This window comes from Stenotrophomonas sp. Ps181 (genome assembly GCF_025697425.1).
In the GTDB taxonomy this organism is placed as follows: domain Bacteria; phylum Pseudomonadota; class Gammaproteobacteria; order Xanthomonadales; family Xanthomonadaceae; genus Stenotrophomonas; species Stenotrophomonas sepilia.
In genome coordinates this window covers 1-22,803 of the sequence record NZ_JAHWBI010000001.1, presented here as the reverse complement: position 1 = coordinate 22,803, position 22,803 = coordinate 1, and the positions used below count along the sequence as shown (strand labels likewise).

Annotated in this window: 15 protein-coding genes, 2 tRNA genes and 1 other RNA gene; 7 read left to right on the top strand and 11 right to left on the bottom strand. The window is 67.1% G+C overall.

All coding sequences use genetic code 11. The annotated features are described in order from the left end of the window. The first annotated feature begins 127 nt into the window (after nt 1-127). Nucleotides 128-220, top strand: a tRNA-Ser gene (locus KXV01_RS00090). Between the two features lie 331 nt (nt 221-551). On the opposite strand, the gene KXV01_RS00085 is transcribed toward KXV01_RS00090, so the two are convergent. Beyond that, nucleotides 552-962: a DUF3592 domain-containing protein gene (locus KXV01_RS00085; protein ID WP_275043300.1), complete on the bottom strand. Its 411-nt coding sequence runs from the start codon at nt 960-962 to the stop codon at nt 552-554. A 314-nt stretch (nt 963-1,276) separates the two neighbouring features. On the opposite strand from KXV01_RS00085, the gene KXV01_RS00080 reads away from it, so the two are divergent. Beyond that, complete coding sequence (locus KXV01_RS00080) at nt 1,277-1,720, top strand: GNAT family N-acetyltransferase (protein ID WP_263467253.1); 444 nt, start codon at nt 1,277-1,279, stop codon at nt 1,718-1,720. Nucleotides 1,721-1,775: 55 nt separating this feature from the next. Here KXV01_RS00080 and KXV01_RS00075 read toward each other — a convergent pair whose 3' ends face one another. Beyond that, the gene (locus tag KXV01_RS00075; protein WP_263467251.1) at nt 1,776-12,665 is read right to left on the bottom strand and encodes an autotransporter-associated beta strand repeat-containing protein; all 10,890 of its coding nucleotides are present in this window, start codon (nt 12,663-12,665) and stop codon (nt 1,776-1,778) included. A gap of 358 nt (nt 12,666-13,023) precedes the next feature. Continuing rightward, entirely contained in the window at nt 13,024-13,341 is a 318-nt protein-coding gene (gene sugE / locus KXV01_RS00070) for a quaternary ammonium compound efflux SMR transporter SugE (RefSeq protein ID WP_049415223.1), read from the bottom strand. Nucleotides 13,342-13,641: 300 nt separating this feature from the next. Between sugE and ffs the strand changes: the two genes are divergently transcribed. Continuing rightward, nucleotides 13,642-13,738: signal recognition particle sRNA small type (ffs, locus tag KXV01_RS00065), an RNA gene on the top strand. Nucleotides 13,739-13,888: 150 nt separating this feature from the next. On the opposite strand, the gene KXV01_RS00060 is transcribed toward ffs, so the two are convergent. After that, the gene (locus KXV01_RS00060) at nt 13,889-14,656 is read right to left on the bottom strand and encodes an MBL fold metallo-hydrolase (RefSeq protein WP_049415221.1); all 768 of its coding nucleotides are present in this window, start codon (nt 14,654-14,656) and stop codon (nt 13,889-13,891) included. Next, nucleotides 14,656-15,405 carry a 3-deoxy-D-manno-octulosonic acid kinase gene (locus tag KXV01_RS00055; RefSeq protein WP_111097286.1) on the bottom strand — a complete coding sequence of 250 codons (750 nt, stop codon included), beginning with the start codon at nt 15,403-15,405 and terminating at the stop codon, nt 14,656-14,658. The genes KXV01_RS00060 and KXV01_RS00055 overlap by 1 nt, the downstream gene beginning before the upstream one ends. A gap of 20 nt (nt 15,406-15,425) precedes the next feature. On the opposite strand from KXV01_RS00055, the gene KXV01_RS00050 reads away from it, so the two are divergent. Next, complete coding sequence (locus tag KXV01_RS00050) at nt 15,426-16,472, top strand: glycosyltransferase family 9 protein (RefSeq protein ID WP_049415216.1); 1,047 nt, start codon at nt 15,426-15,428, stop codon at nt 16,470-16,472. Nucleotides 16,473-16,490: 18 nt separating this feature from the next. Here the strand turns inward: KXV01_RS00050 and KXV01_RS00045 are convergent, their stop codons facing one another. Beyond that, nucleotides 16,491-16,895, bottom strand: coding sequence for a DUF6165 family protein (locus KXV01_RS00045; protein ID WP_049415212.1), 405 nt, complete (start codon nt 16,893-16,895; stop codon nt 16,491-16,493). 508 nt (nt 16,896-17,403) lie between these two features. Then, a tRNA-Ser gene (locus KXV01_RS00040) sits at nt 17,404-17,494 on the bottom strand. Between the two features lie 165 nt (nt 17,495-17,659). Between KXV01_RS00040 and KXV01_RS00035 the strand changes: the two genes are divergently transcribed. Beyond that, nucleotides 17,660-18,364, top strand: a complete 705-nt coding sequence (locus KXV01_RS00035; RefSeq protein WP_049439538.1) for a PP2C family serine/threonine-protein phosphatase — start codon at nt 17,660-17,662, stop codon at nt 18,362-18,364. A 69-nt stretch (nt 18,365-18,433) separates the two neighbouring features. Here the strand turns inward: KXV01_RS00035 and dnaQ are convergent, their stop codons facing one another. From dnaQ to KXV01_RS00020, 3 genes are read right to left on the bottom strand one after another with little or no spacing between them, the layout of a single operon-like run. Next, nucleotides 18,434-19,165: a DNA polymerase III subunit epsilon gene (dnaQ, locus tag KXV01_RS00030; RefSeq protein ID WP_049415209.1), complete on the bottom strand. Its 732-nt coding sequence runs from the start codon at nt 19,163-19,165 to the stop codon at nt 18,434-18,436. Nucleotides 19,166-19,169: 4 nt separating this feature from the next. After that, complete coding sequence (gene rnhA / locus KXV01_RS00025) at nt 19,170-19,622, bottom strand: ribonuclease HI (protein ID WP_005408275.1); 453 nt, start codon at nt 19,620-19,622, stop codon at nt 19,170-19,172. Nucleotides 19,623-19,634: 12 nt separating this feature from the next. Beyond that, nucleotides 19,635-20,279 carry a methyltransferase domain-containing protein gene (locus KXV01_RS00020; protein ID WP_111191730.1) on the bottom strand — a complete coding sequence of 215 codons (645 nt, stop codon included), beginning with the start codon at nt 20,277-20,279 and terminating at the stop codon, nt 19,635-19,637. Between the two features lie 11 nt (nt 20,280-20,290). Here KXV01_RS00020 and gloB point away from each other — a divergent pair, with 11 nt between their 5' ends. Further along, nucleotides 20,291-21,055 carry a hydroxyacylglutathione hydrolase gene (gene gloB / locus KXV01_RS00015; RefSeq protein ID WP_263467223.1) on the top strand — a complete coding sequence of 255 codons (765 nt, stop codon included), beginning with the start codon at nt 20,291-20,293 and terminating at the stop codon, nt 21,053-21,055. Beyond that, on the top strand, nt 21,052-22,254 hold the full coding sequence (locus KXV01_RS00010; protein ID WP_099494658.1) for a lytic transglycosylase domain-containing protein: 1,203 nt from the start codon (nt 21,052-21,054) through the stop codon (nt 22,252-22,254). The genes gloB and KXV01_RS00010 overlap by 4 nt, the downstream gene beginning before the upstream one ends. Nucleotides 22,255-22,300: 46 nt before the next feature. On the opposite strand, the gene KXV01_RS00005 is transcribed toward KXV01_RS00010, so the two are convergent. Then, nucleotides 22,301-22,803, bottom strand: a 503-nt coding sequence (locus KXV01_RS00005) for a transposase (RefSeq protein ID WP_263467220.1), incomplete at its 5' end; no start/stop codon positions are given.

The following is a 22,803-nucleotide window of genomic DNA, read 5'->3' as shown; positions in this document are numbered from 1 at the left end:
CCATGCCTGTCCAGCCCCTTCGCCAACAATGCCCCCGGACGCGTCCCTGATCTGGGCGCTTGTGTCCGGCCGCGCCGCCCGCTAGAATCTGCGCCCCTGCTGAGGCGTTTGCCGATGGCAGGGATCCGGAGAGGTGTCCGAGTGGTTGAAGGAGCACGCCTGGAAAGTGTGTAAGCGTCTAAACCGCGCTTCGGGGGTTCGAATCCCCCTCTCTCCGCCAGACAAACGCAAAAGGGCCGCCCACAGGGTGGCCCTTTTGCGTTTGCCTGGCGGATGGGATGGGTGGTGAGAAGCCCCGCCGGGGTTCGACGGTTCTGCAGGAGCAGAACCGGACAGCCGCAGGCTGGTCCCGGGGCGCAACGCGCATCGGGATCGGGTGCAGGGATGCACCGACAATCCCCTCTCTCCGCCAGATAGATGAAGAAGCCGCCCAGTGGGCGGCTTTTTCATTTGGCTGTCGGGAATCGCCGCAGGTACTACCGGACTGAACGGGCCTGCCGTCGTGGCCGGTCCAACGGCCCGCCCGCCGACGGCGCGCGATCCGCCGCGGGTCATCTGCGCCGGAGCAGTCCCCGCACGCAGGCGCCGACGAACACCAGCCCCAGCAGCACCCACACGACCGTCATTCCCCACAGCGCACCGAACGTATCCAGGACCGGCTCCAGCCGCGGTTGCGCCGGGTCGTACAGCACGCGTACCGGTTGCCCCGGCTCATAGCCGAAAATCATGCCGCCCTGCGGGTACGAGACGCGTTGGCCGGTCGCGGTGGTGAACGCGACCTGCGGATGCGATCCGCCGGCGTTCAGGCGCTCGACCTGGCCATCAACGGCCTGCGCGACCTCTAGGAACTCGAAGCGATGCGTCACCTCGAAGGCGGCCATGGCAAGGATCAACAGACCCACCGCGCCAAACAGCAGACCGCGCATGAGCTGGGCAGGCCGGAGAAAAGAAGGGTCGGGCATCGCTGGGCAGCTCCGTTGCAGGCGGGAAGACGAATGGGGCCGGCGGATCCTGCCGCGCGGTCAGTCCCACATGTGGAAAGCATAGCCCAGAAGCCACCGCGCCCCACTGCACGCCATCGCGACCGGATGCGCCTCGCCATTACCCGCCACCGACGCACCCGCCTGGTACAGGCGCCTGCATTCCGCACGGTCATTCGAGTGGGGAAGAAGTCACCTGTAAAGGATCGGCATCGCTCCATGTACCCTTGAACGCTTCGCCCCCTCCCAACGTCTGGACGGTTGAAATGCAGCCGGGCAACTCCATGGCGTTTCCCATGAATCTCCGCCTCTACCGCCCCGCCGATGCCAGCGCCTGCCTGTCGATTTTCGACAGCAACGTACCCAACTACTTCGCGCCCGAAGAGCGCAGCGACTTCGAACGCTTCCTGCACGAGCAGGCCACGGACTGTGCATTCCAGGTGATCGAGCGCGATGGCAGCGTCGTGGCCTGTGGCGGCCTCTCGCGCCGTGGCGACGGCAGCGCCGGCTTCTGCTGGGGCATGGTGCAGCGCGCGCTGCACCGGCACGGCCTGGGCCGCGAACTGGCACTCGCACGCCTGCGCCAGGCCGAAGCGGATCCCTCGATCAAGCGCATCACGCTCAGCACCAGCCAGCACACCCAGGGCTTCTATGCTGGCCTGGGCTTCCAGGTGACGCGGATCGTGTCCAATGGCCACGGCGCCGGGATCGACGCCGTGGAGATGGAGCGGAGGGTCTAGCCCTCCGCCCGCCCTGGATCCACGCGAGCCTGGATCCAACGTCGCCGCGCTTTCCTCAGAAGCCCACGCGCAGGTTGATCTGCCCGCCCACATCGCGGCGGCCGTCGCCATGCTGGCCCTGTACGAACATCGACAGCTGGCTGTTGCGGCCAAGGCCGACCGCTACACCGAGCTGGCTGACCAGCGCATTGCGTGCCATCACCGCACTGTAGACATCGAAGGCATTGCCGCCCAACGCGAAGCGGTTGCGGCTGGCCACATCGGTGTCACCCGAGGCGTGCTGCCAGCCGAGGCCGACGGTCAGCTGCGCCGGGAAGCGCTCGCCGCTGCCCACGTCCCAACGGCCGCGCACGCCCACGGTGCTGACATTAAGCGTGTCCTTGCCGCCTTCCAGCACCAGTGCCGCGCTGCCGCCCTGCTCCACCGCACGATCGCTGTCGACCCAGTGCTTGGTGAACTGCACATAGGGCTGCAGCTGGGTCCTGCCGTGGGTCCATGTCCAGCTGCCTTCCATCTGGGCGATGGTCACATCGGAATCCTGGCGGCTGTACAGGGTCTGGCCCAACAACGGCACTTCACGCGTGGTGCGCGTGCGGTAGTCACCGCGCGACACGCTGCCAGCCACCGCGAAGCCGTTGTTCCACTGTCCCTGTGCATACAGGCCGAACGTGTTGCCACGCAGGCGGGCCCGCGAGCTGCGATCATACAGCCGCGTATCCAGCCGTTCGTTGCCGGCCGCTGCACCCAGCACCACATGCTCGCCCAGCTGCCAGTCGACACCGGCCATCAGCGCATTGCGATTGGCGCGGATCTCATCGCCATTGCCGTCGCCATCCTGCCTGAACACCTTGCCGCTGCCGGCCAGCCAGGCCGAAGCGCGCTCGCCCCGCACGGTCGGCAGTTCGCTGCCCAAGCGCTGGCGGATGCCCTCCTCCAGGTAGTTGTCATACAGCAGCACTGCGCGGCTGGCCGCATGCACTTCACCGGAGAGCTGGTCGAACGCGCTGCGCGCAGTGCCGGCGTCATACATCAGCACCGTGTTGTACAGGCCCAGGGCCGCGCCACTCTGCGGCAGGCTGTCCAGCGCCGCGGCGGTGTTGTACTGGTTGCGCGTGTTGGCCACGGTGGTGAACGCTGCGGTCTGCGCCACGTCGATCTGCAGGTTCGCCGTGTTCGCGGTATACACCGGAGTGATGGTCAGGAAGGCCGACGGCGAAGTCGCCGACGCGAACTGCCCACTCACGCCACCGCCCGCATTGACCACCGTGTACTGCTGGCCCTGCTGGTAGCTGGTGCTCGGCGAAATGGTATTCACCCGCACGGTGCTGCCGCCCACATTCGCGCTGCCGTTGACCTGCACCGTGTCGCTGCCGGTGGCGCCCAGGTCGATGCCCAGCGTGCTGCCCGGTGACAGGTTCAGATTGCCGCCCACCGTGAGCGTGCCGGTGCCGTTGCCTGCGCCACTGCCGTTGCCCGGGCCGTTGCCCGGCGACAGCACGCCACCGCTGGATACGGTCACGCCACCGCCGGTACCGCCGATGGTGCCGGTGCCGGAGAGCGTGGTGCCACTGCCGATGGTCCACTGGCCGCCGATGTTGCCGGTGACGTTCAGGCCACCGCCGGTGACCTGGCCCGTGCCGCTGAAGCCAGCACTGTTGCCGCCCAGATTCAGGCTGCCCGGGCCGGCCTGCACGATGCTGCCGCCACCACTGATACTGCCGCCGAGCGTGGTGGTGCCACCGGTGTTGATGACCAGGCCACCGTTGTTGGTGATGTTGCCGGTGATTGAGCCGCTGGCCCCACCGTTGCCGACCTGCACGGTGCCGCCGGCATTGATGGTGGTACCACCGGTGTAGGTGTTGTTGCCGGTCAGGACCACGGTGCCGGCACCTGCCTGGGTCAGGCCACCACTGCCGCTGATGGTGCCGCCCACCGTGGTGTTGCCGCCGACGTTGAACACCAGGCTGCCGTTGTTGCTGACATTACCGGTGATCGCTCCGCTGGCGCCCCCATTGCCGACCTGCAGCGTGCCGCCGGTGTTGATGGCGGTGCCGCCGGTATAGGTGTTGTTGCCGGCCAGGATCACGGTACCGGTGCCGGCCTGGGTCAGGGCGCCGCTACCGCTGATGGCGCCGCCGACGGTGGTGGTGCCGCCCACGTTGAACACCAGGCTGCCGTTGTTGACGACGCTGCCGCCGATGGCGCCGGTCGCACCGCCATTGCCTACCTGCAGCGTGCCACCGGTGTTGATGGTGGTCGGGCCGGTATAGGTGTTGTTGCCGGTCAGGGTCAGCGTGCCGCTGCCGGCCTGGGTGAGGCCTCCACTGCCGCTGATGGTGCCGCCCAGCGTGGTGTTGCCCGCCACGCTGGACAGCAGCGTGCCGTTGTTGGTGACATCACCGACGATTGAGCCCGTTGCCCCGCCATTGCCCAGCTGCAGCGTACTGCCGGCGTTGATGGTCGTGCCGCCGGTATAGGTGTTGGTCCCGGTCAGCAGCAGCGTACCGCTGCCGGCCTGGGTGAGGCTGCCGCTGCCACTGATGGTGCCGCCCAGCGCGGTGTTGCCGGCCACGTTGGAAATCAGCGCGCCATTGTTGGTGATGTCGCCAGCGATGGCGCCGGTCGCGCCGCCGTTGCCCATCTGCAGCGTGCCGCCGGTATTGATGGTGGTCCCACCGGTGTAGGTGTTGTTGCCCACCAGGGTCAGCACACCGCTGCCCGCCTGGGTCAGGCCACCACTGCCGCTGATCGCACCGCCGACCGTGGTGTTGCCCGCAACGTCGAACACCAGGCTGCCGTTGTTGGCAACGTTGCCGGTGATCGCGCCGGTCGCACCGCCATTGCCCACCTGCAGCGTGCCGCCGGCATTGATGGTGGTGCCGCCGGTATAGGTGTTGTTGCCGGTCAGGGTCAGCGTGCCGCTGCCGGCCTGGGTCAGGCCGCCACTGCCGCTGATGGTGCCACCGAGCGTGGTGTTGCCGGCCACGTTGGATACCAGCGCACCGTTGTTGGTGATGTCGCCGACGATCGCGCCGGTCGCACCGCCGTTGCCGATCTGCAATGTGCCACCGGCATTGATCGTGGTTCCACCGGTGTAGCTGTTGTTGCCGGTCAGCACCAGCGTGCCACTGCCGGCCTGGGTCAAGCCGCCGCTGCCGCTGACCACCGCGCCCACGGTGGCCGTCGTACCCAGGTTGTAGACCAGGCTGCCGTTGTTGGTGATGTCGCCCAGCACCGAACCGGTGCTGCCGCCGTTGCCGATCTGCAGCGTACTGCCACCGTTGATGGTGGTGCCTCCGGTATAGGTGTTGTCGCCACTGAGGATCAGCGTGCCGGTACCGCTCTGCACCAGGCCGCCGGTACCACTGAGCACGCCGGCGAAGGTCGTGCTGCCGTTGTTGCCGCCGGTGGTCAGGGTTGCACCGCCCAGCACCACGCTGGAACCGGTCACGCCAGCGAGGCCTCCGATGCTCTGGCTGCCACCGGCGCTGATATCCAGGGTACTGGCACCGGCCAGGTTGACCGTGCTGGCACCGGACAGGCTGCCGCCGGCTGCCACCGCCAGCGTCCCACTGTTGATGGTGGTGGTGCCGGTATAGCTGCTGGCACCGCCCAGGGTGACCGTCGCCGCGCCATCCTTCAGCAGGCCACCGGCACCGCTGATCGGGCCGTTCAAGGTCAGTGCGTTGCTGCCGCCCAGAGTCAGCGTGCCGCTGGCCAGCTGCACGGTGTTGGCCAGCGTCAGCGCGCTGGTGCCATCCAGGCTGGCGTTGCCGCCTACGGTCAGCGCACCGGTTCCCAGCGAACCGTCGTTGCCCAGTAGCAGGCCACCGGCATTGAGGGTCACGCCGCCCGTGAAGACGTTGACGCCAGTCAAGCCCTGGATGCCTGCGCCGTTCTTTACCAGCCCCCCTGCCCCTCCGATGGTGCCGGCGAACGTGGTATTGCCCACGCCATTGAGGGTCAGCGTGCTGCCACCCAACGCCACTGAAGAGCCTGCCACGCCTGCCAGCGAACCGATCGCCTGCGCGCCCCCCGCACTGATGTCGAAGGTGGTACCGGCGTTGGCCAGGTTCACCGCACCCGTCGCAGCGAGGCTGCCACCGGCGCCGATCGCCAGCGTCCCGGCGTTGATGGTGGTGCCACCGGTGAAGGTGTTGGTGCCGGTCAACGTCTGGGTACCGGAGCCTTCCTTGATCAGCCCACCGGAGCCGGCCACCGAGCCACTGAACGTGCCATTGGTGGCGTCTCCGATCGTCAGCGTGTTGGCGCCCAGGTTCACCGTGCCGTTGCCGATCAGGGTACCGAACTGCTGCGTGCCGCTGCCTGCCGACAGATCGAAGGTCGCCCCCGAGGCCAGGTTGACGATGCCACTGGCGTGCAGGCTCGCGCCCGCGCCCAGTGCCAGCGTACCGGCGTTGATGTTGGTGCCACCGGTGTAGCTGTTGGTGCCGTTCAAGGTCAGCGTCGCGGCACCCTCCTTGGTCAGGCTGCCGGTACCACTCAGGTTGCCGTTGAGGGTGAGGTTGTTGCTGCCCAGGACGGTCAACGCGTTGTTGAGGATGAAGTTGTTGCCGAGGATGACCGCAGTGTTCGAATCGAGCGTCGCAGCGCCTCCGACCGTCACCGTACCGGTGCCCAGCGCAGCATTGTTGCCGACCACCAGGCCACCGGCGTTGAGCGCCACGCCACCGCTGAAGGTGTTGGCACCATTGAGCGTCTGCACGCCCGCACCGTTCTTGATCAGGCCGCCACTGCCGCCGATCACACCGCTGAAGGTGCTGTCCACGGTGCCGCCCAGGGTCAGCGTGCTGCCGCCCAGCGCCACCGTGCTGCCTGCAACGCCGGCCAGCGAACCGATGGCCTGGTTACCCGCGGAGATGTCGAGCGTGCCCGCACCGGCCAGGTTCACCGCGCCGGTTGCGGCGAGGCTGCCACCGGCACCGATCGCCAGTGTGCCGCTGTTGATGGTGGTACCCCCGGTGTAGGTGTTGGCACCGCTCAGGGTTACGGTGGCCGCACCGTCCTTGATCAGCCCGCCCGTGCCGGAAATCACGCCCCCCAGCGTCAGCGCCTGGCTGCCGAGCAGATCGAGGTTGGCACCCGCTGCCAGCCCGATGTTGTTGGCAAGGCTGACGCCGGTCGTTGCATCCAGCGTTGCGTCGCTTCCGACCGTCAACGCGCCGCTGCCGAGCGCAGCGCTGTTGCCGACCACCAGGCCACCGCCGTTCAGTGCAACGCCACCACTGAACAGATTGGTGCCACCCAACGTGAGGATGCCGGCGCCATTCTTGACCAGGCCACCGGTGCCGGAAATCGTGCCATCGAAGAGGCTGTTGCCCACACCACCGAGTGTCAGCGTCTGTGCCCCCAGGCTCACCGTCGAGCCGGCCACACCGTTCAACGAACCGATGGTCTGGTTGGCACCTGCGGTGGAGATGTCGAAGCCGGTGCCCGCAGCGCTCAGCGTCACCGCGCCGGTCGCGGCCAGGCTGCCGCCCGGACCGATCGCCAGCGTGCCAGCGTTGATGAAGGTGCCGCCGGTGTAGGTGTTGGCACCGGTCAGCGTTTCGATGCCCGCGCCCACCTTGGTCAGGCCACCGGTGCCTGTGATCGAGCCACTGAAGGTGCCATCGGTGGCGCCGCCGACCTCGATCGAGTTGGCGCCGAGGTTCACCGTACCATTGCCGACCAGCGTGCCGAACTGCTGCGTGCCGCTGCCGGCAGACAGATCCAGCGTGGCACCCGTGGCGAGGTTCACGGTACCGCTCGCCGCCAGGCTGGCACCGGCCCCCAGCGCCAGCGTGCCGGCGTTGATGTTGGTGCCACCGGTATAGGTGTTGGCGCCGTTCAAGGTCAGCGTCGCGCTGCCGTTCTTGGTCAGGCTGCCGGCCCCGGACAGGACGCCGTTGAGCGTCAGTGCATTGGTCCCGAGCACGGTCAGCCCGGCGTTGAGCGCGATGTTGTTGGCCAGCGTTGCCAGGCCGGTGGTATCCAGCGTGGCGGCACCACCAACGGTCAATGCGCCGGTGCCCAACGCCGCATCATTGCCAAGCACCAGTCCGCCCGCGTTGAGCGTTACGCCGCCGCCAAACGTGTTGGCACCGGACAGCGTCTGTACGCCCGCGCCTGCTTTGATCAGACTGCCGCCGCCACTGATCACGCCATCGAACGCGGCGTTGCCGGCCGTACCGAAGGTGAGCGAATTGCCGCCCAGCGCCAGGGTGCTGCCACCCGCACCGTTGAGCGCGCCGATGGTCTGGCTGCTGCCGGCACCGGAAATATCAAAGCCAGCGCCTGCACCCAACGTGACATCACCCGCTGCAGCAAGGCTGCCGCCCGTGCCCAGCGCCAGCGTGCCGGCGTTGATCGTGGTCCCGCCGGTGTAGGTGTTGGCACCGGACAGCGTCAGCGTGGTGGCACCATTCTTGACCAGGCTGCCATTGCCGCCGACCACGCCCGACAGCGTCAGCGCATTGCTGCCGGGCAACGTCAGTACGACGCCCGAGCCCAGCGTGACCGCATTGCCCAGTGCCACCGCGGCGCTCGCATCAAGCGTGGTACTGGCATTCACCGCCAGCGCGCCGGTACCGAGCGCATCATTCGCGCCGACCACCAGGCCTCCCCCGTTCAAGGTCAGGCCGCCACTGAAGGTATTGGTGTTGTCGAGGGTCAGCAGGCCCGCACCATTCTTGATCAGGCTGCCATTGCCTGCCACCACGCCACCGAGGGTGAGGTCGTTGCTGCCACCCAGCGTCAGCTGCGTAGCGGCACCGAAGTTCACTGCATTGGCCAGGTTCAGCGCCACGGTGCTGTCCAGCGTGGTCGTGCCACCAATGCCCAGTGCACCGGTACCGAGTGCGCTGGCGTTGCCGAGAATCAGGCCACCGTCGTTGAGTGCAAGGCCACCACTGAAAGTATTGGCACCGGACAGCGTCTGCACGCCGGCACCGGTCTTGATCAGGCCGCCGGTACCATCGATCACGCCGGCAAAGCTGCCATTGCTGGCGCCGCCAAAGGTGAGCGACTGCGCGCCCAGCACCAGCTGGCTGCCTGCCACGCCATTCAGCGCGCCGATGGTCTGCGCCGCACCGGCTGCGGAGATGTCCAGCGTCGCACCGGCACCGGCAAGATCCACCGCACCGGCCGCGGCAAGACTGCCGCCCGCCCCCAGCGCCAGCGTGCCGGCGTTGATGGTGGTGCCACCGGTGTAGACGTTGGCGCCGGACAGGGTGAGGCGGGCCGCGCCGTCCTTGATCAGCCCACCGGCACCGAATACCGGACCGGTGAGGGTCAGGTCATTGCTGCCCAGCACGGAGAGATTCGCACCGGCGGCCAGGCCGATGAGGTTGCCTACGGTGAGTGCAGACGTTGCATCCAGCGACGCGTTACCGCCCACGTCCAGCTGGCCGGTACCCAGTGCCTGCGCATTGCCCAGCTGCAGCAGGCCCGCGTTGAGGCCGACGCCCCCGCTGAAGGTGTTGGGTCCATTCAACGCCAGCGTGGCCGTACCATTCTTGACCAGGCTGCCAGTGCCACTGATGAGACCGCCCAGTGACACGTCCTGGCTGCCCAGCAGATCCAGCGCCGCGCCTGCCCCGAGGTTGACGTTGTTGGCGAGGTTCAGCGCGACCGAACTGTCCAGCGTGGCAGTGGCGCCCACCGACAGTGCACCGGTGCCCAGTGCGCCGGCGTTCCCCAGGAACACGCCGCCGCCGTTGACGGTGAGCCCACCACCGAAGCTGTTGGCGCCGTTGAGGGTCAACGTGCTGGCACCGTTCTTCACCAGCCTGCCGGTACCGGACACCACGCCACCCAGCGTGATCGCCTGCGAGCCCGGCAACGACAGCGCCGCACCGGCGCCCAGGTCAACGTTGTTGGTCAGGCTCAACGCGGCGCTGCCATCGAGCGTGACGTTGCCGCCGATGCCCAGTACTCCGGTACCGAGCGCGCCGCTGTTGCCCAGCAGCAGGCTGCCGGCGTTTGCGTTCAGTCCACCGCTGAAGGTGTTGGCGCCGTTCAAGGTCAGTGTCGACGCGCCATTCTTGACCAGGCTGCCGGCGCCAGTGATGTTGCCGCCCAGGGTCAGGTTCTGGCTGCCCGGCAGGGTCAGTGCCGCGCTGAGGTTGATCGCATTGCCCAGGTTCAGCGCCGCAGTGGCGTCCAGCGAGCCGTTGCCACTGACCGTCAGCGCACCGCTTCCGAGCGCACCGGCGTTGCCCAGCACCAGGCCACCGGCCGCAAGATTCACCCCACCGCTGAAGGTACTGGCACCGGTCAGCGTCTGCACGCCAGTACCCTGCTTGATCAGCCCACCGGTGCCGCCGATCACACCGGCGAAGGTCTGGTTGGTGGCATCACCGAAGGTGAGCGTGCTGCTGCCCAGCGCCAGGGTGCTGCCCGCCACACCGGACAATGCACCGATGGTCTGGTTGCCACCCAGCGAGATATCCAGTGCGCTGCCAGCGCCGGCCAGGCTGACCGCGCCGGTCGCCGCCAGGCTGCCACCACTGGCCAATGCCACCGTTCCGGCATTTACTGCCAGCCCACCCGTGAACGTATTCGCGCCGCCCAACGTCAGCGTGGCAGCGCCGTTCTTGACCAGGCTGCCGCTCCCACCAATGACACCCCCCAGCGTCAGCGCATTCGAGCCCAGCACATTGAGCGAACCACCGGCGCCAAGCGTGATGCCATTGCCCACGGTGAGCGCGGCGCTGGCGTCGAGCGATACCGCACCGCCGACGTTCAGTGCCCCGGTTCCCAGTGCACCGCCGTTGCCCAGCACCAGGCTGCCCGCGTTGAGTGCCAGACCACCGTCGAACGTATTGGCGCCGTTGAGGGTCAGTGACGATGCACCATCCTTGATCAAGCCGCCAGCGCCACTGATCACCCCGTTGAAGGTGAGCGCCTGCCCGCCAAGCAGATTCAGGCTGGCACCCGATCCGAGGCTGACCGCATTGGTCAGCGCCAGCGCCGTGGTGCCGTCGAAGGTGGTGTTGCCGCCGACAGAGAGCGTACCGCTGCCCAGCGCGGCGGCATTGCCCAGCAACAAGCCACCGGCGTTGAGCGCAACACCGCCCGTGAGGCTGTTGACGCCCGACAGGGTCTGCACACCGGTGCCGAGCTTGATCAGGCCGCCGGTGCCTGCTGCGAACGTGCCGCTGTAGCTGGTATCGCCCAGCCCGCCCAGGGTCAGGGTGTGGCTGCCGAGGTTGACCGAACCGCCAAGCCCGGCCAGCGAGCCGATGGTCTGGTCGGCCGCCGCCGAAAGATCCAGGCTGGTGCCGACGCCCAGCGTGATCGCGCCTGTGGGCGACAGGCTGCCGCCCGCGCCCAAGGCCAACGCGCCCCCGGCCAGGTTGAAGCTGCCGCTCAGCAAATTGGCACCGTTCAGGGTCAGCGTGCCCGCACCGTTCTTGGTCACGTTGCCGGCACCGGAAATCGAACCACTCAATGTCAGCGCATTGCTGCCCAGCAGGTTCAGCGAGCCCCCACCATTGACCACCAGGTTGTTGCCCAGGTTGAAGCCCGCCGTCGTATCCAGCGAGGCGCTGCCACCGACGGTCAGGTTGCCGCTGCCGAGTGCACCGGCATTGCCCAGCAGCAGGCCGCCGGCATTGAGGTTGACGCCACCGGAGAACAGGTTTGCGCCGCCGAGAGTAACGATGCCGGTGTTGTTGACCGTCAGCCCGCCTGCGCCTGAAAGCACGCCATTCAGGCCGAACGCATTGGTCCCGGCCAGGGACAGATTGCCGCCGAGGTTGAACGCATTGGCCAGATTCAGACCGGCCGTGGAGGAGGCGATGGCACCGCCGTTGGCCGTGAACAGCCCTGTGCCGAATGAACCGGCGTTGTTGAAATTGACCAGGCCATCATTGAGCGTCGTCGGGCCGGATCCGCCCCATGCGCCCTGCAGGTTCCAGGTACCGCTGTTGACGGTGAGCCTCTGGAAGTTGAGGTACTGGTTCCAGCCCAGTGTGGTCACCGGTCCACCGGTGCCCGCCCCCGGACCGCTGACGACGTTCTGCAACACCAGCGTGTTGTTGGCCGCACCACTGCCGGTACCGGCGTCGACCGATCCCGCAGCCGCAACCTTCACCCCGGTAACACCGGTAATCACGCCGGCAAGAGCGCCGCCGCCACCGGTCACAACGCTGGAACCCGACACTGCGGTGAAGGTGTTGCCGCCGGTTGAATCACCCAGGTGAACGCTGCCACTGACCGCCCCCGCATTGAGGAACGTATTACCGCCAGAAGCGCCCAGGCCGACACGCCCGTCGATGGTGCCGGTGTTGGTCACATTGGCTGCCCCACCACCGTAGGTCACCACCGTAGTCGCGTCGGAAACGCTGCCTGCGCCGATCAACGACGTGCTGATCAGGCCGGCGTTGTTGATGGTGGTGGTGCCGTTGACATTCTGTGCCACCAGCGCCTGTCCACCGAAGCCCAGCAGCGTTGCGATGTTGACGACACCCTTGATCTGTCCGCTGGCGTTGTTGTTGACGACGATCGCGCTGTTGTTGGCAGAAGCATTGCCGATGACCAGGCCGGGCGAGGCGAGGACGATCGAGCTCGGATCGATCGTGCCATTGTTGTTGACCGTCACGTTGTCGCCGGTCAGCGTTGCTGCGTTGCCTCCACCTACGATCGGCGGCGTACGCAGCAATGCACCCGCAGCGATGTTCAGCGTGAGGCCGTTGGTCGCGTTGGAGTAGTTGTTGATGTTGGTGGTGCTGTCGCAGTTCACGGTCGTGGTGCCCGTGCACGCTGCGAATGCCGATCCGCTGGCCAGTGTGGCGGCCAATGCCGCCGCCAGCTGGTGCGCCCGCAATCGCGGCACCCGTCCTGCGCTGACCGCGCTTCCGCCGGGATTCCGGGTGACCTCCGAAGCAACCTGCATTACCCCAAGGGCGCGATTGAAAACCAGACGGTAAATGCGGTTCATCGGCAAATCTCCATGAAAAGACCGGATGGCACAGCTGGCAGGTTTTTTGGAGACAATGCGGGCCGCCCCTGCTCCCGATACGGGAACAAGGCCTGAAGGCATTAACTCCTGAAAATCTTCACATCTTCACGTGATCGCACCCCGGGACAGGTACGTCAGCATGTCCATCAAGACGAAAACTCCCCGATTTCGCCCGACGAATGGCGGCACTGTGCGACCCGCCGTGCCAGCGGCATGTGAATCGCGCGCGTTATTTTCATGACGCACGTCAAATAAAAGGGGCCGGCAGAATGGTTTTGCCGAAAATGCATATCGCTATATGTGGCGGGGAATCCATCCCCGCCATGAGTAAATAAATTCAGCTACTGGAGAGTTTCATCAGCACCAGACCGGAAACAATCAGCACCGCTGCACCGATCCGCATCGGGCTGACCTGCTCACCCAGGAACACGATGCCGACCGCGAACGCGCCGACTGCGCCGATGCCGGTCCAGATCGTATAGGCGGTGCCGAGCGGCAGGCTGCGCATGGCCACCGCCAGCAGCCAGAAGCTGGCGATCATGCCGATGATCGTGACCACGGTGGGGGTAAGCCGGGTGAAGCCTTCGGACTGCTTCATGGACACGGCCCAGACGATTTCCAGCAGGCCGGCAAACAACAGATAGATCCAGGCCATGACGGCCCTCCTCTTGGTAGGGCCAGGCCGTCCTGGTCATTGGTTCCCGATGTGGGGGAGGTCGTTCCTCCTGGCCGGCATTCTAGCAACGGGGGTGGGTGCCGGCCGCTGCCGGCGGCGACGGGTTACAGCCGATTCAGTGCGTGAAGCTGGCATCGACGCACCCGCCTGCGCTAGAATGAGCGCCTGCCATCGGCCAGCCGATGTGCAGTCCGGCTGTGGTCTCCGGCGCATCGCGCGCTGCTTCCCCTGATCCGTGAACTGGCCGCCCACCGGGCGGCCAACGTCTCTATGGTGGCCCCGTCGGCCCCTCGCGACGCTAGGTCGAAAACCCCGCCAGGGCCGGAAGGCAGCAACGGTATCGATCGACGCGGGCGCCGAGGTCAGCCGGCGGGGCCACCGCCTTTTCCGGCGACGCCCGCGCCTCTGCTAGATGCCAACCTTGGTTGGCGCCCTTTGCCGGGCATGGCCCCGCGCTACTGCAGCGCGCGCTCCAGCGCCTCCAGTCCAGCGGCCAGCGCCGTATCGGCGGGCTGGCCGGTTCCGCTCACGGCGGATCCTGCGCCAGTACGTGCGGCGCGGTCGGGTCAGCCAGCGGCACGCACTGCCCCGGCTGCGCCACGCGGTGCCCGCGCGCGGCCAGCGCCTGGCCATCGGCCACGCTGGCGTAGTGGTAGAGCATCATCCGCGCCTGCAGTTCGATGCTGTACTCACGCTCCAGGTCGTCCACACCCGTGTGTGACGGGTTGCCGTGCAGGCCGCAGTCGTGGGCGATCAGTTCGTTGTCGTTGGCGTAGCGCGCCAGCATCTCCGGAATCGGCCGGGTATCGCCGCTCCAGGTCAGCGCGCCCTGCAGGCGCAGGCCATACGCCGTCTCCGGCCAGTGATGGCGCACCGGAAACACCTCCAGGCGCACCCCCTCATGCCAGAACGCCTCGCCCACCACGATCAGGTGGAAGGCATCCCAGAAATTCGCACCGCCCTCGGCCAGCACGTTCGGATAGTCAGCAATGCGCTTGTGCAGCAGCGGCACCACCGTGGCAGGCACGTACAGGCGCACCTTGCCGCGTCGGTGCGCATTGAAGAAAGTGTCCACGAACAGGCGCTCGAAGCCGGCCACATGGTCCAGGTGCACATGGGTGACGAACAGCGCCTGCGGCATGAGCCCGTAGTGAGCCTTGAACGCGGTGAGGCCTTCACCGCCGCAATCGATGGTCAGCCACGGGCGACCACCGCGCTCGATCACCGACATCGGCGATCCCAGCTCGACCGCCGACGCATTGCCGACGCCGAGGAAACGCAACGACCAGTCCATCAGGTGCCCCGGTTCCAGGCCATGTCATAGGCGCGGCGCAGCCGCGCGTAGTCCTTCTGCACGTCTTCCACGCTGCGCTCGCCGCGCAGCTTGATCAGCGAGCGCAGCAACCGCTTGAGGTTGCGTTCGCGCCAGGCGGTGGCCGGGATGCGGATCACCCCACGGTCGAAATCGATCAGCCAGCCATGGCCACTGCCATCGAACAGGATGTTGTGCGCGTTGAGGTCGGCATGGTCCAGGCCGGCACGGTGGAAACGGGCGATCAGGCGCCCGGTCTCCTCCCAGGGCGCGCCGCGACCCGCAACCAGTGCGCGGTCGGCCAGCGAGCGCACGCCCTCGATCCGTTCCATCAGGATCGCCGCCCGGTAGCGCAGGCCCTCGCGCATGTAGAACGCGGCGATCGGCCGTGGCACCGGCAGCTTCTTCTCGCGCAGCGCGCGCATCAGCCGGAATTCGGCGAAGCTGCGGGTCCGGTCCGAGCCGCGCCAGAGGTACTGGTCGTGGCTGATCCGGGCCGCCAGGCCGCCGCGCAGGTAGTGGCGCAGCACGCTGGCACCGAACGGCGCATCGACGAACCAGGCGCTGCCGCGGCCGCCCTCGCCCACCGGGCGGGCCTTGCTGCCCCAGTGCTGGGGCGAGAACAGGCCAATATCGGCTTGCCGCAGCCGCTCGCGGTCGAACAGAATGGCCCCGATGCCGCGACCCTCGCGGCATGGCGTCAGCGCTTCATTGGCGTCGAATGCGACCATTTCATTGAGTCTAACAACACATGGCATCAGCGTCCTCCTCCTTGTGCCTCCTGCGCCTGTCCGCACTGGGCGACGTCACCCACGTGGTGCCCCTGGTGCGCACCCTGCAGGCCGCACGCCCGGACACGCCGATCCACTGGATCATCGACAAAGCCGGCCACAAGCTGCTCGACGGGCTGCCCGGCGTCACCTTCCATGCCTACGACAAGAAGAGCGGCATGGCCGGGGTCAAGGAACTGCGCAGGCAACTGCCACCGGGGCGCTTTGAAGCGCTGTTGCAGATGCAGGTCGCGTTCCGCGCCAACCTGCTGTCGGCCTTCATTCCGGCCGAGCGCCGCATCGGATACGACCGCAGCCGCTCCAAGGACCTGCACGGGCTCTTCATCAACGAGCGCATTCCCGATCGCCCCGGCATCCACGTGCTGGATGCCATCGGCAGCTTCTGCGAACCGCTGGGCCTGCGCCAGACCGAGGTCAGCTGGGATCTGGCGGTGCCGCCGTCCGCCCATGAGTGGGCAGCAGCGCAGTGGCAGGACGATGGCCGCCCGGTGCTGATGATCTCGCCCTGCTCCAGCCACGTGCGGCGCAACTGGTATGCGGACCGCTATGCAGCGGTGGCCAACCACGCCGCACAGCGCGGTTGGCGGGTGGTGCTGTGCGGTGGCCGCAGCGAGCTGGAGCGCAGCATGGCCGACGCCATCCAGGCGCAGCTGCAGACGCCGGCACTGGACCTGGTCGGCAAGGACACGCTCAAGCAGCTGCCCGCCCTGCTGGCCCGCGCCAACCTAGTGATGACCCCGGACTCGGGCCCGATGCACATCGCCAACGCAATGGGCACCAAGGTGCTGGGGCTGCATGCGGCCAGCAACCCGGACCGCAGTGGCCCGTACTCGGACCGCCGCTACTGCGTGGACCGCTACGACGATGCGGCACGCAAGTACCTGGCCAAGCAGGCCACCGATCTGAAGTGGGGCACCAAGATCGAGTTCGACGATGTAATGGAACTGATCACCGTAGAAGACGGTATCGCCGCCTTCGAACGCTACGTCGCCGACCACCTGGGGTGAGCGGCGGCCTGCCCGGGATCACGTGCGCTGCGCGTAATCCTGATAGGACTTCTCTTCCACGTACGCCGAACCCAGCGCCAGGTTGATCGCCTTCTTGATGCGCGCGCGCTCGTCGTTGCGCAGGTAGACACTGCGCGCCAGGTCGATGAAGCCCTGGTCGAACGCCTGCGCCTTCTCCTTCAGGCGGATGTCGTCCTCGATGTCCCACAGTTGCTCGTTGACCGCCTTCAGTTCGGCACGCAGCCTGGCGACATCCTTCACCGCCGCCGGGTGCGCCATCCAGGTCTGCTCCAGCGCCGACAGCTCCCTGCGCACATTGGCCAGCTTGCCCTCGTCGCTGATGCGCTCGGACTTGATCTGCAGAATCGAGATCTTGTCCAGCAGCTCGCCGAACGAAACGGGGACGAGGATTTCAGCGGTCATCGGGAAAGCTCCAGCAAGTGATGCGTGCAGTTTAACCCGCGACTGGCGATGGGACAGGTAGAGCCGCCACGCGTGGATGGTCCAGCCCGGCAGCAAGTGCATCCACGCATGGCGTGGATTCACGGAGGCAATCTGGTGGAACAAGCCCCTCTGTTGAGGGGCTGCCCCGACCGGGGCGGGGAGAGGCCGGCGAAGGGAGGGGCCCACGCGTTGCACAGCAACGTGTGGGGCGACGCGCGCAAAGCGCATCGTGTCCCGCGCCGGATCAGGACATGGTCACTGCGCCGCAAATCCCGATGTGCATCCATCCATGGCGTGGATTCACGGAGGCATCTGGTGGAACAAGCCCCTCTGTTGAGGGGCTGCCCCGACAGGGGCGGGGAGAGGCCGGCGAAGGGAGGGGCCCACGCGTTGCACAGCAACGTGTGGGGCGACGCGCGCAAAGCGCGTCGCGTCCCGCGCCAGATAAAGAAAAAGGGCTGCCGAACGGCAGCCCTTTTTCTTTATCTGGCGGAGAGGGGGGGATTCGAACCCCCGAGGCGCTATAAACGCCTGCCTGATTTCGAGTCAGGTACATTCAACCACTCTGCCACCTCTCCGGGTGGTCCCCGGCGGACCGGGGACGCGCATCATACGAGGAAGTGAGGCCGGCGACAAGTCATTCCGGTCAATGAAGTGAAGATTTCCTGAGTGCATGCCTTGCCGGATGCCTGCGGCCCCCCGATGATGCCTGTCTCCCCAGCAATACCCTGCCCCCGCACCCCATGATCGAATTCGGACACCTCACCCACCCCGGCATGCGCCGCGAGCTCAACGAGGACACCTACTACGGTGACAGCGAGCTGGCCCTGTGGCTGGTGGCCGATGGCATGGGCGGCCACGCCTGCGGCGAAGTGGCCAGCGCGCTGGCGCGCGAGACGATCGTGCGCGAGATCCGCCGCGGCGCGCCGCTGGCGCAGGCCATCCGCACCGCCGATGAAGAAATCATCCGCGCCTCGCGCCGGCGCAACGACACCCTGCCGATGGGCACCACCGTGGTTGCAGCACGCGTGCAGGGCAATCGCTATGAAGTGGCATGGGTCGGCGACAGCCGTGCGTATCTGTGGCGCGATGGTCAGCTGGCGCAGCTCAGCCAGGACCACAGCGTGGTGCAGGAGCTGGTCGCGCAGGGCAACCTGACTGCCGAGCAGGCACGCGCGCATCCGCATCGCAACGTGGTCACCCAGGCGCTGGGCGTGACCGACCCTGCGCATCTGAACGTAGCCACCACCAGCGGTGAGCTGCGCCCAGGCATGCAACTGCTGCTGTGCAGTGACGGCCTGACCGAGGAAGTGGACGACCGCAGCATCGCCCGCACCCTCGCCTTCGACGATGCCAGCGCGCAGGAATGCGTGGACACACTGGTCGCGGCCGCGCTCGACGGCGGAGGCCGCGACAACATCAGCGTGATCCTGGTGCGCTGCCATTAAGCGGTAGATCCACGCCATGCGTGGATACGGTACTGCCGGCCAGCGGCCGGCAGTACCCCATGCCAGGCATTACGCGCTGGCGGGCTCTTCCACCTTCGGGCCATCCCACAAGGCGTAGCCGGCCTTCTTGCGCAGTCGTTCCAGACGCGCGCTGTGCGCTTCCAGCTCAGACGGGGTGGCCACCACGCGTGGGCGCGGCAGCAGTTTGCTGGTATCGAAGGCCTGCAGCGCGGCACCGGCGCCACCGCCGTCATCGTCGCCCAGGCCGAAGCCGATCTCTTCCTGGCCCGAGGTCAGCGCGATGTAGACGTCGCCCAGGATCTGCGCATCGAGCAGGCCGCCGTGCAGCGCACGGTGCGAGTTGTCCACGCCCAGGCGCTTGCACAGCGCATCCAGCGAATTGCGCTGGCCCGGGAAGCGCTCGCGCGCCATCACCAGGGTATCGATCACCGTGCAGCGATCGGTGATCTTCCCGTACTGCGGGCCCAGCAACGACAGTTCGTTGTCGAGGAAGCCCAGGTCGAACGCCGCGTTGTGGATGATCAGCTCGGCGCCATCGATGAAAGCCAGGAATTCATCGGCGATCTGCGCGAAGTCCGGCTTGTCAGCCAGGAACTCCAGGGTCAGGCCGGTGACTTCCTGCGCGCCCTGTTCGAACTCGCAGTCCGGCTTGATGTACTGGTGGTAGTTGTTGCCGGTCGGGCGGCGCTTGAACAGCTCCACGCAGCCGATTTCGACGATGCGGTTGCCCTTCTTCCACTCCAGGCCGGTGGTTTCGGTATCGAGGATGATCTGACGCATGGGCTCAGTTTACCGGGCTGGCGTCGCGGATCTGGATGGCCGCGTTGCGGGCCAGGGTATCCACCCGCTCATTGTCCGGATCGCCGGAGTGGCCCTTCACCCAGCGCCAGTCGATCTGGTGCCGCAGCGTGGCCGCATGCAGGCGCTCCCACAGCTCGCGGTTCTTCACCGGGTCACCGCCGGCGGTCTTCCAGTTCTTGCGGATCCAGCCGGGCATCCATTGGGTCAGGCCCTGCCGCACGTACTGCGAATCGGTGTAGAGCACGATGTTGCACGGCTCGGTCAGCGTTTCCAGACCGGAAATGGCCGCCATCAGCTCCATCCGGTTGTTGGTGGTGTGCGCTTCGCCGCCGCTCAGTTCACGCTCGTGGCCCTTGTAGCGCAGCAGTGCAGCCCAGCCGCCGGGGCCGGGATTGCCGAGGCAGGAACCGTCGGTGTGGATTTCAATGGTTTTCAATACAACTCCAGATCAGGTAGCAACGGTGCCGTGCCAACGCACCGGCAACGGTTTCGGCCCGGGCAGGGCCAGCGTTCGCTTTTCAGCATGGAACAGGCAGGCCGCGCGCAGTGGCGACCAACCGCCCGCGCGACGGCTGCCGGCGCCGCGCCAGAGCGGGCCGAGGAAACGCATATCGTCGCACTCCAGCCCGTGGCGGCCGAGCAGCAGGCGGATCCGCTGCGGCGTGCGCACCACCAGCCCGTGCTGGCGCCAGTGCGTGCGGTAAGGGCTGAACGGGTTGAGGCTGCTCAGCCACAGGTGGCCGCCCGGCATCAGTACGCGCTCGCACTCGTCGAGCAACCGATCAGCGTCGGCTGCGGTGACATGCTGCAGCACGACCGCATTGACGCTTTCATTGGCCAGCGGCAGCGGCAGCGCACAGCGGGTGTCGCCGGCATAGCCCTGTCCCTGCCGGAACAGGCGCAGGCCGCGCCCGCCCAGCTGCGCATCGCCCAGCCAAGCCGCACTCGGCGCGATCCACAGCCAGGGCTGCACCGGCAGCAACGACAGCTGCGGCAGCAGCAGTTGCCGCTCCAGAACGCGCAGGGCTTCCGCCGGTTCGCTGTCGAACCACGGGGTTTGGCTCGCTTGACGGGTGCTCTGCAGCGCGGGCATGGTCCAATTCTATGCGACTGACTGCCCTGCCCGCATTTGCGGACAACTACATCTGGACCTTGATCGACGACGACGGCGCCGCCGTGGTCGTCGATCCCGGCGATGCCGCGCCGGTGCTTTCGCTCGCCGATCAGGGCCTGCGCGTGGACACGATCCTGCTCACCCATCATCACGATGACCACATCGGTGGCGTGCCCGTGCTGCAAGCACGTTTTCCCGGAGTCCGGGTGATCGCGCCCGTCGAGGAGCGCATCCCCACGGCAACCGAACGGGTCGGCGAAGGTGAACGCGTTCAGGCACTGGGCCGGACGTTCCACGTACTATCCGTGCCCGGGCATACCCGCAGCCACATCGCGTTTCACACTGCTGAACATCTTTTCAGCGGAGATTCGTTGTTCAGCCTGGGCTGTGGACGCCTGTTCGAAGGTACGCCGTCCCAGCTGCTGGCATCGATGCGCAAGCTGGGTACCTTGCCCGCGCAACTGCAGCTTTGTTGCGCTCATGAGTACACCGTGTCAAATGCCGTCTTCGCGCGGCATGTCGACCCCGCCAACGCTGCCCTGTGGCAGCGCCAAGAGGAGGCTTTGGCCATGCGCCGCGATGACCGTTCCACCCTGCCGGTAACCCTGGCCAACGAATTCGACTGCAATCCGTTCCTGCGTGTGCACACTGCGCCGATCCGCGCGTCGGTGTCGGCACACCTGGGCCGTGACGTCGTTGACGACGTCGACGTGATGGCCGGTCTCCGGCACTGGAAAGACGGCTTCCGCGCATGATGCGCCGAAGTCTGCCGCTGGCCCTGGGCCTGGTCCTGGGGCTGGCCGGAACCGCCGGCGCCCAGTCGCTGGGCGCTGGCATCGGCCAGAACCTGACCGCCGCCGCGGCCCTGCCACTGGATCCGGCCGCGTTGCCGGCCGCGTCGGTCCGCAACGGCCAGGAGATCTTCTCCAGCTTCCGCGACGGCCTGGCCGAGCCCACCTGCAATGCCGAGGCCACCAGCCCGCGCTGGCAGAAGCAGTTCGCCCACGCCCCGTCGCGCCTGGCCAACCAGGATGACGATGCGCTGGTGCTGTTCGGCTATGTGGTCGAAGAGCTGCGCAAGGCCAACCTGCCCACCGAGTTCGCGCTGATTCCTTTCGTGGAAAGCGGCTACCGGCCCAATGCCCGCAACGGCAGCGGCCCGACCGGCCTGTGGCAGTTCATCGCCACCACCGCGCGCAATCACCGCGTGCCCATGGCCAACGGCTACGACGGCCGCCTGTCGGCGGTCGATTCCACCCAGGCCGCAGTGCGCTACCTGAAGACCCTGCACGGCATGTTCGGCGGTGACTGGCGCCTGGCCACCATGGCCTACAACGCCGGCGAGTACCGCGTGCTGCAATCCATGCGCAAGGCCGGCATGAACGCGCAGAACGCCAAGCCCTCGGCGCTGCCCGGCCTGTCGCCGGTCACCCATGCCTACGTCGAGAAGCTGCATGCCCTGGCCTGCGTGCTGGAAGACGTGGAAGACCAGCCAGGTGTCATGGCCTCGCTGGACCGCACCGTGCCGGTGCTGAAGGACCACACCCTGCCCGCCGGCACCAGCGTCCAGCAGTGGGCCGCACAGCGCGCCCTGGACCCGGCCCGGATCGCCCGCCTCAACCCCGCCCTGGCGGGCGGTGGCCGCGTCTCGTCCGGCACCACCCGCGTGCTGGCGCCGGTCTCGGCCGCCAACACGACCGTGGCGGACAGCGCCACCGCGCTGGTGGCCAGTAGCGTACCTGTCGCCGCCGCCTCGCCAACGCCGCAGGCCGCCAAGACCGTGGCCGCGATCGCCGATCGTCCGCGCAGCCGTCGCCACACCGTGCGTGATGGTGAATCGGCCTGGACCATCGCCCGCCGCTATGGCATGCCGGTCAAGGCACTTCTGTCGCTGAACGGCCTGAGCGGCAGCAGCGTGCTGAAGCCGGGTGCGGTGCTGCGCGTCGAAGACTGACGCACAGGCCAGGCCCTCCTGGAGAGCCGAGATCCTATGTTCGTGGTCAAGCCTGCTGGAAGCAGGTTTGACCCACTTTCAGCATGGCCGGGTCAAAGTCCCGGCCGCTCTTGAAGACGCCCCAAGCGATCCTGGCCAGCTTTCTGGCGAGAATGTTGAAGCTGGCAGTACTGCTGTGGCCGCGTTCGCGGATGGCGTTGTAGAGCGGTTTGCCATTTTTGGAGCGCGTCAGCCCCATGGCCGCCATGTAAAGGATCTGGCGCAAGCTGGCGTTGCCACGCTTGGACAGGCGCCGCCTGCCGATGCGGGCGCCGGATTCGTTGGGACGCGGATCCAGGCCCGTACAGGCGATCCAGGCGTCCGAGCTGGTCAAGGGCCATCGTGTGATGTGATGGGTGACGAAGGCCGCTACCGTCGGCCCAACCCCCGGAATGGTCATGATCCGCCGATACAGGTCGCGCTGTTCGCCACTGCGGCACAGTTGCTGAATCTGTTGGTCGAGCAGGGCAATGGCCTCTTTCAGACCATCGAAGATGCGCCCAAAGATGG

Coding starts and splice junctions, on each gene's coding strand:
- KXV01_RS00085 (WP_275043300.1), bottom strand. CDS start 962: ATGCCCGACCCTTCTTTTCTCCGGCCTGCCCAGCTCATGCGCGGTCTG.
- KXV01_RS00080 (WP_263467253.1), top strand. CDS start 1,277: ATGAATCTCCGCCTCTACCGCCCCGCCGATGCCAGCGCCTGCCTGTCG.
- KXV01_RS00075 (WP_263467251.1), bottom strand. CDS start 12,665: ATGAACCGCATTTACCGTCTGGTTTTCAATCGCGCCCTTGGGGTAATG.
- sugE (WP_049415223.1), bottom strand. CDS start 13,341: ATGGCCTGGATCTATCTGTTGTTTGCCGGCCTGCTGGAAATCGTCTGG.
- KXV01_RS00060 (WP_049415221.1), bottom strand. CDS start 14,656: ATGGACTGGTCGTTGCGTTTCCTCGGCGTCGGCAATGCGTCGGCGGTC.
- KXV01_RS00055 (WP_111097286.1), bottom strand. CDS start 15,405: ATGGTCGCATTCGACGCCAATGAAGCGCTGACGCCATGCCGCGAGGGT.
- KXV01_RS00050 (WP_049415216.1), top strand. CDS start 15,426: ATGGCATCAGCGTCCTCCTCCTTGTGCCTCCTGCGCCTGTCCGCACTG.
- KXV01_RS00045 (WP_049415212.1), bottom strand. CDS start 16,895: ATGACCGCTGAAATCCTCGTCCCCGTTTCGTTCGGCGAGCTGCTGGAC.
- KXV01_RS00035 (WP_049439538.1), top strand. CDS start 17,660: ATGATCGAATTCGGACACCTCACCCACCCCGGCATGCGCCGCGAGCTC.
- dnaQ (WP_049415209.1), bottom strand. CDS start 19,165: ATGCGTCAGATCATCCTCGATACCGAAACCACCGGCCTGGAGTGGAAG.
- KXV01_RS00020 (WP_111191730.1), bottom strand. CDS start 20,279: ATGCCCGCGCTGCAGAGCACCCGTCAAGCGAGCCAAACCCCGTGGTTC.
- gloB (WP_263467223.1), top strand. CDS start 20,291: ATGCGACTGACTGCCCTGCCCGCATTTGCGGACAACTACATCTGGACC.
- KXV01_RS00010 (WP_099494658.1), top strand. CDS start 21,052: ATGATGCGCCGAAGTCTGCCGCTGGCCCTGGGCCTGGTCCTGGGGCTG.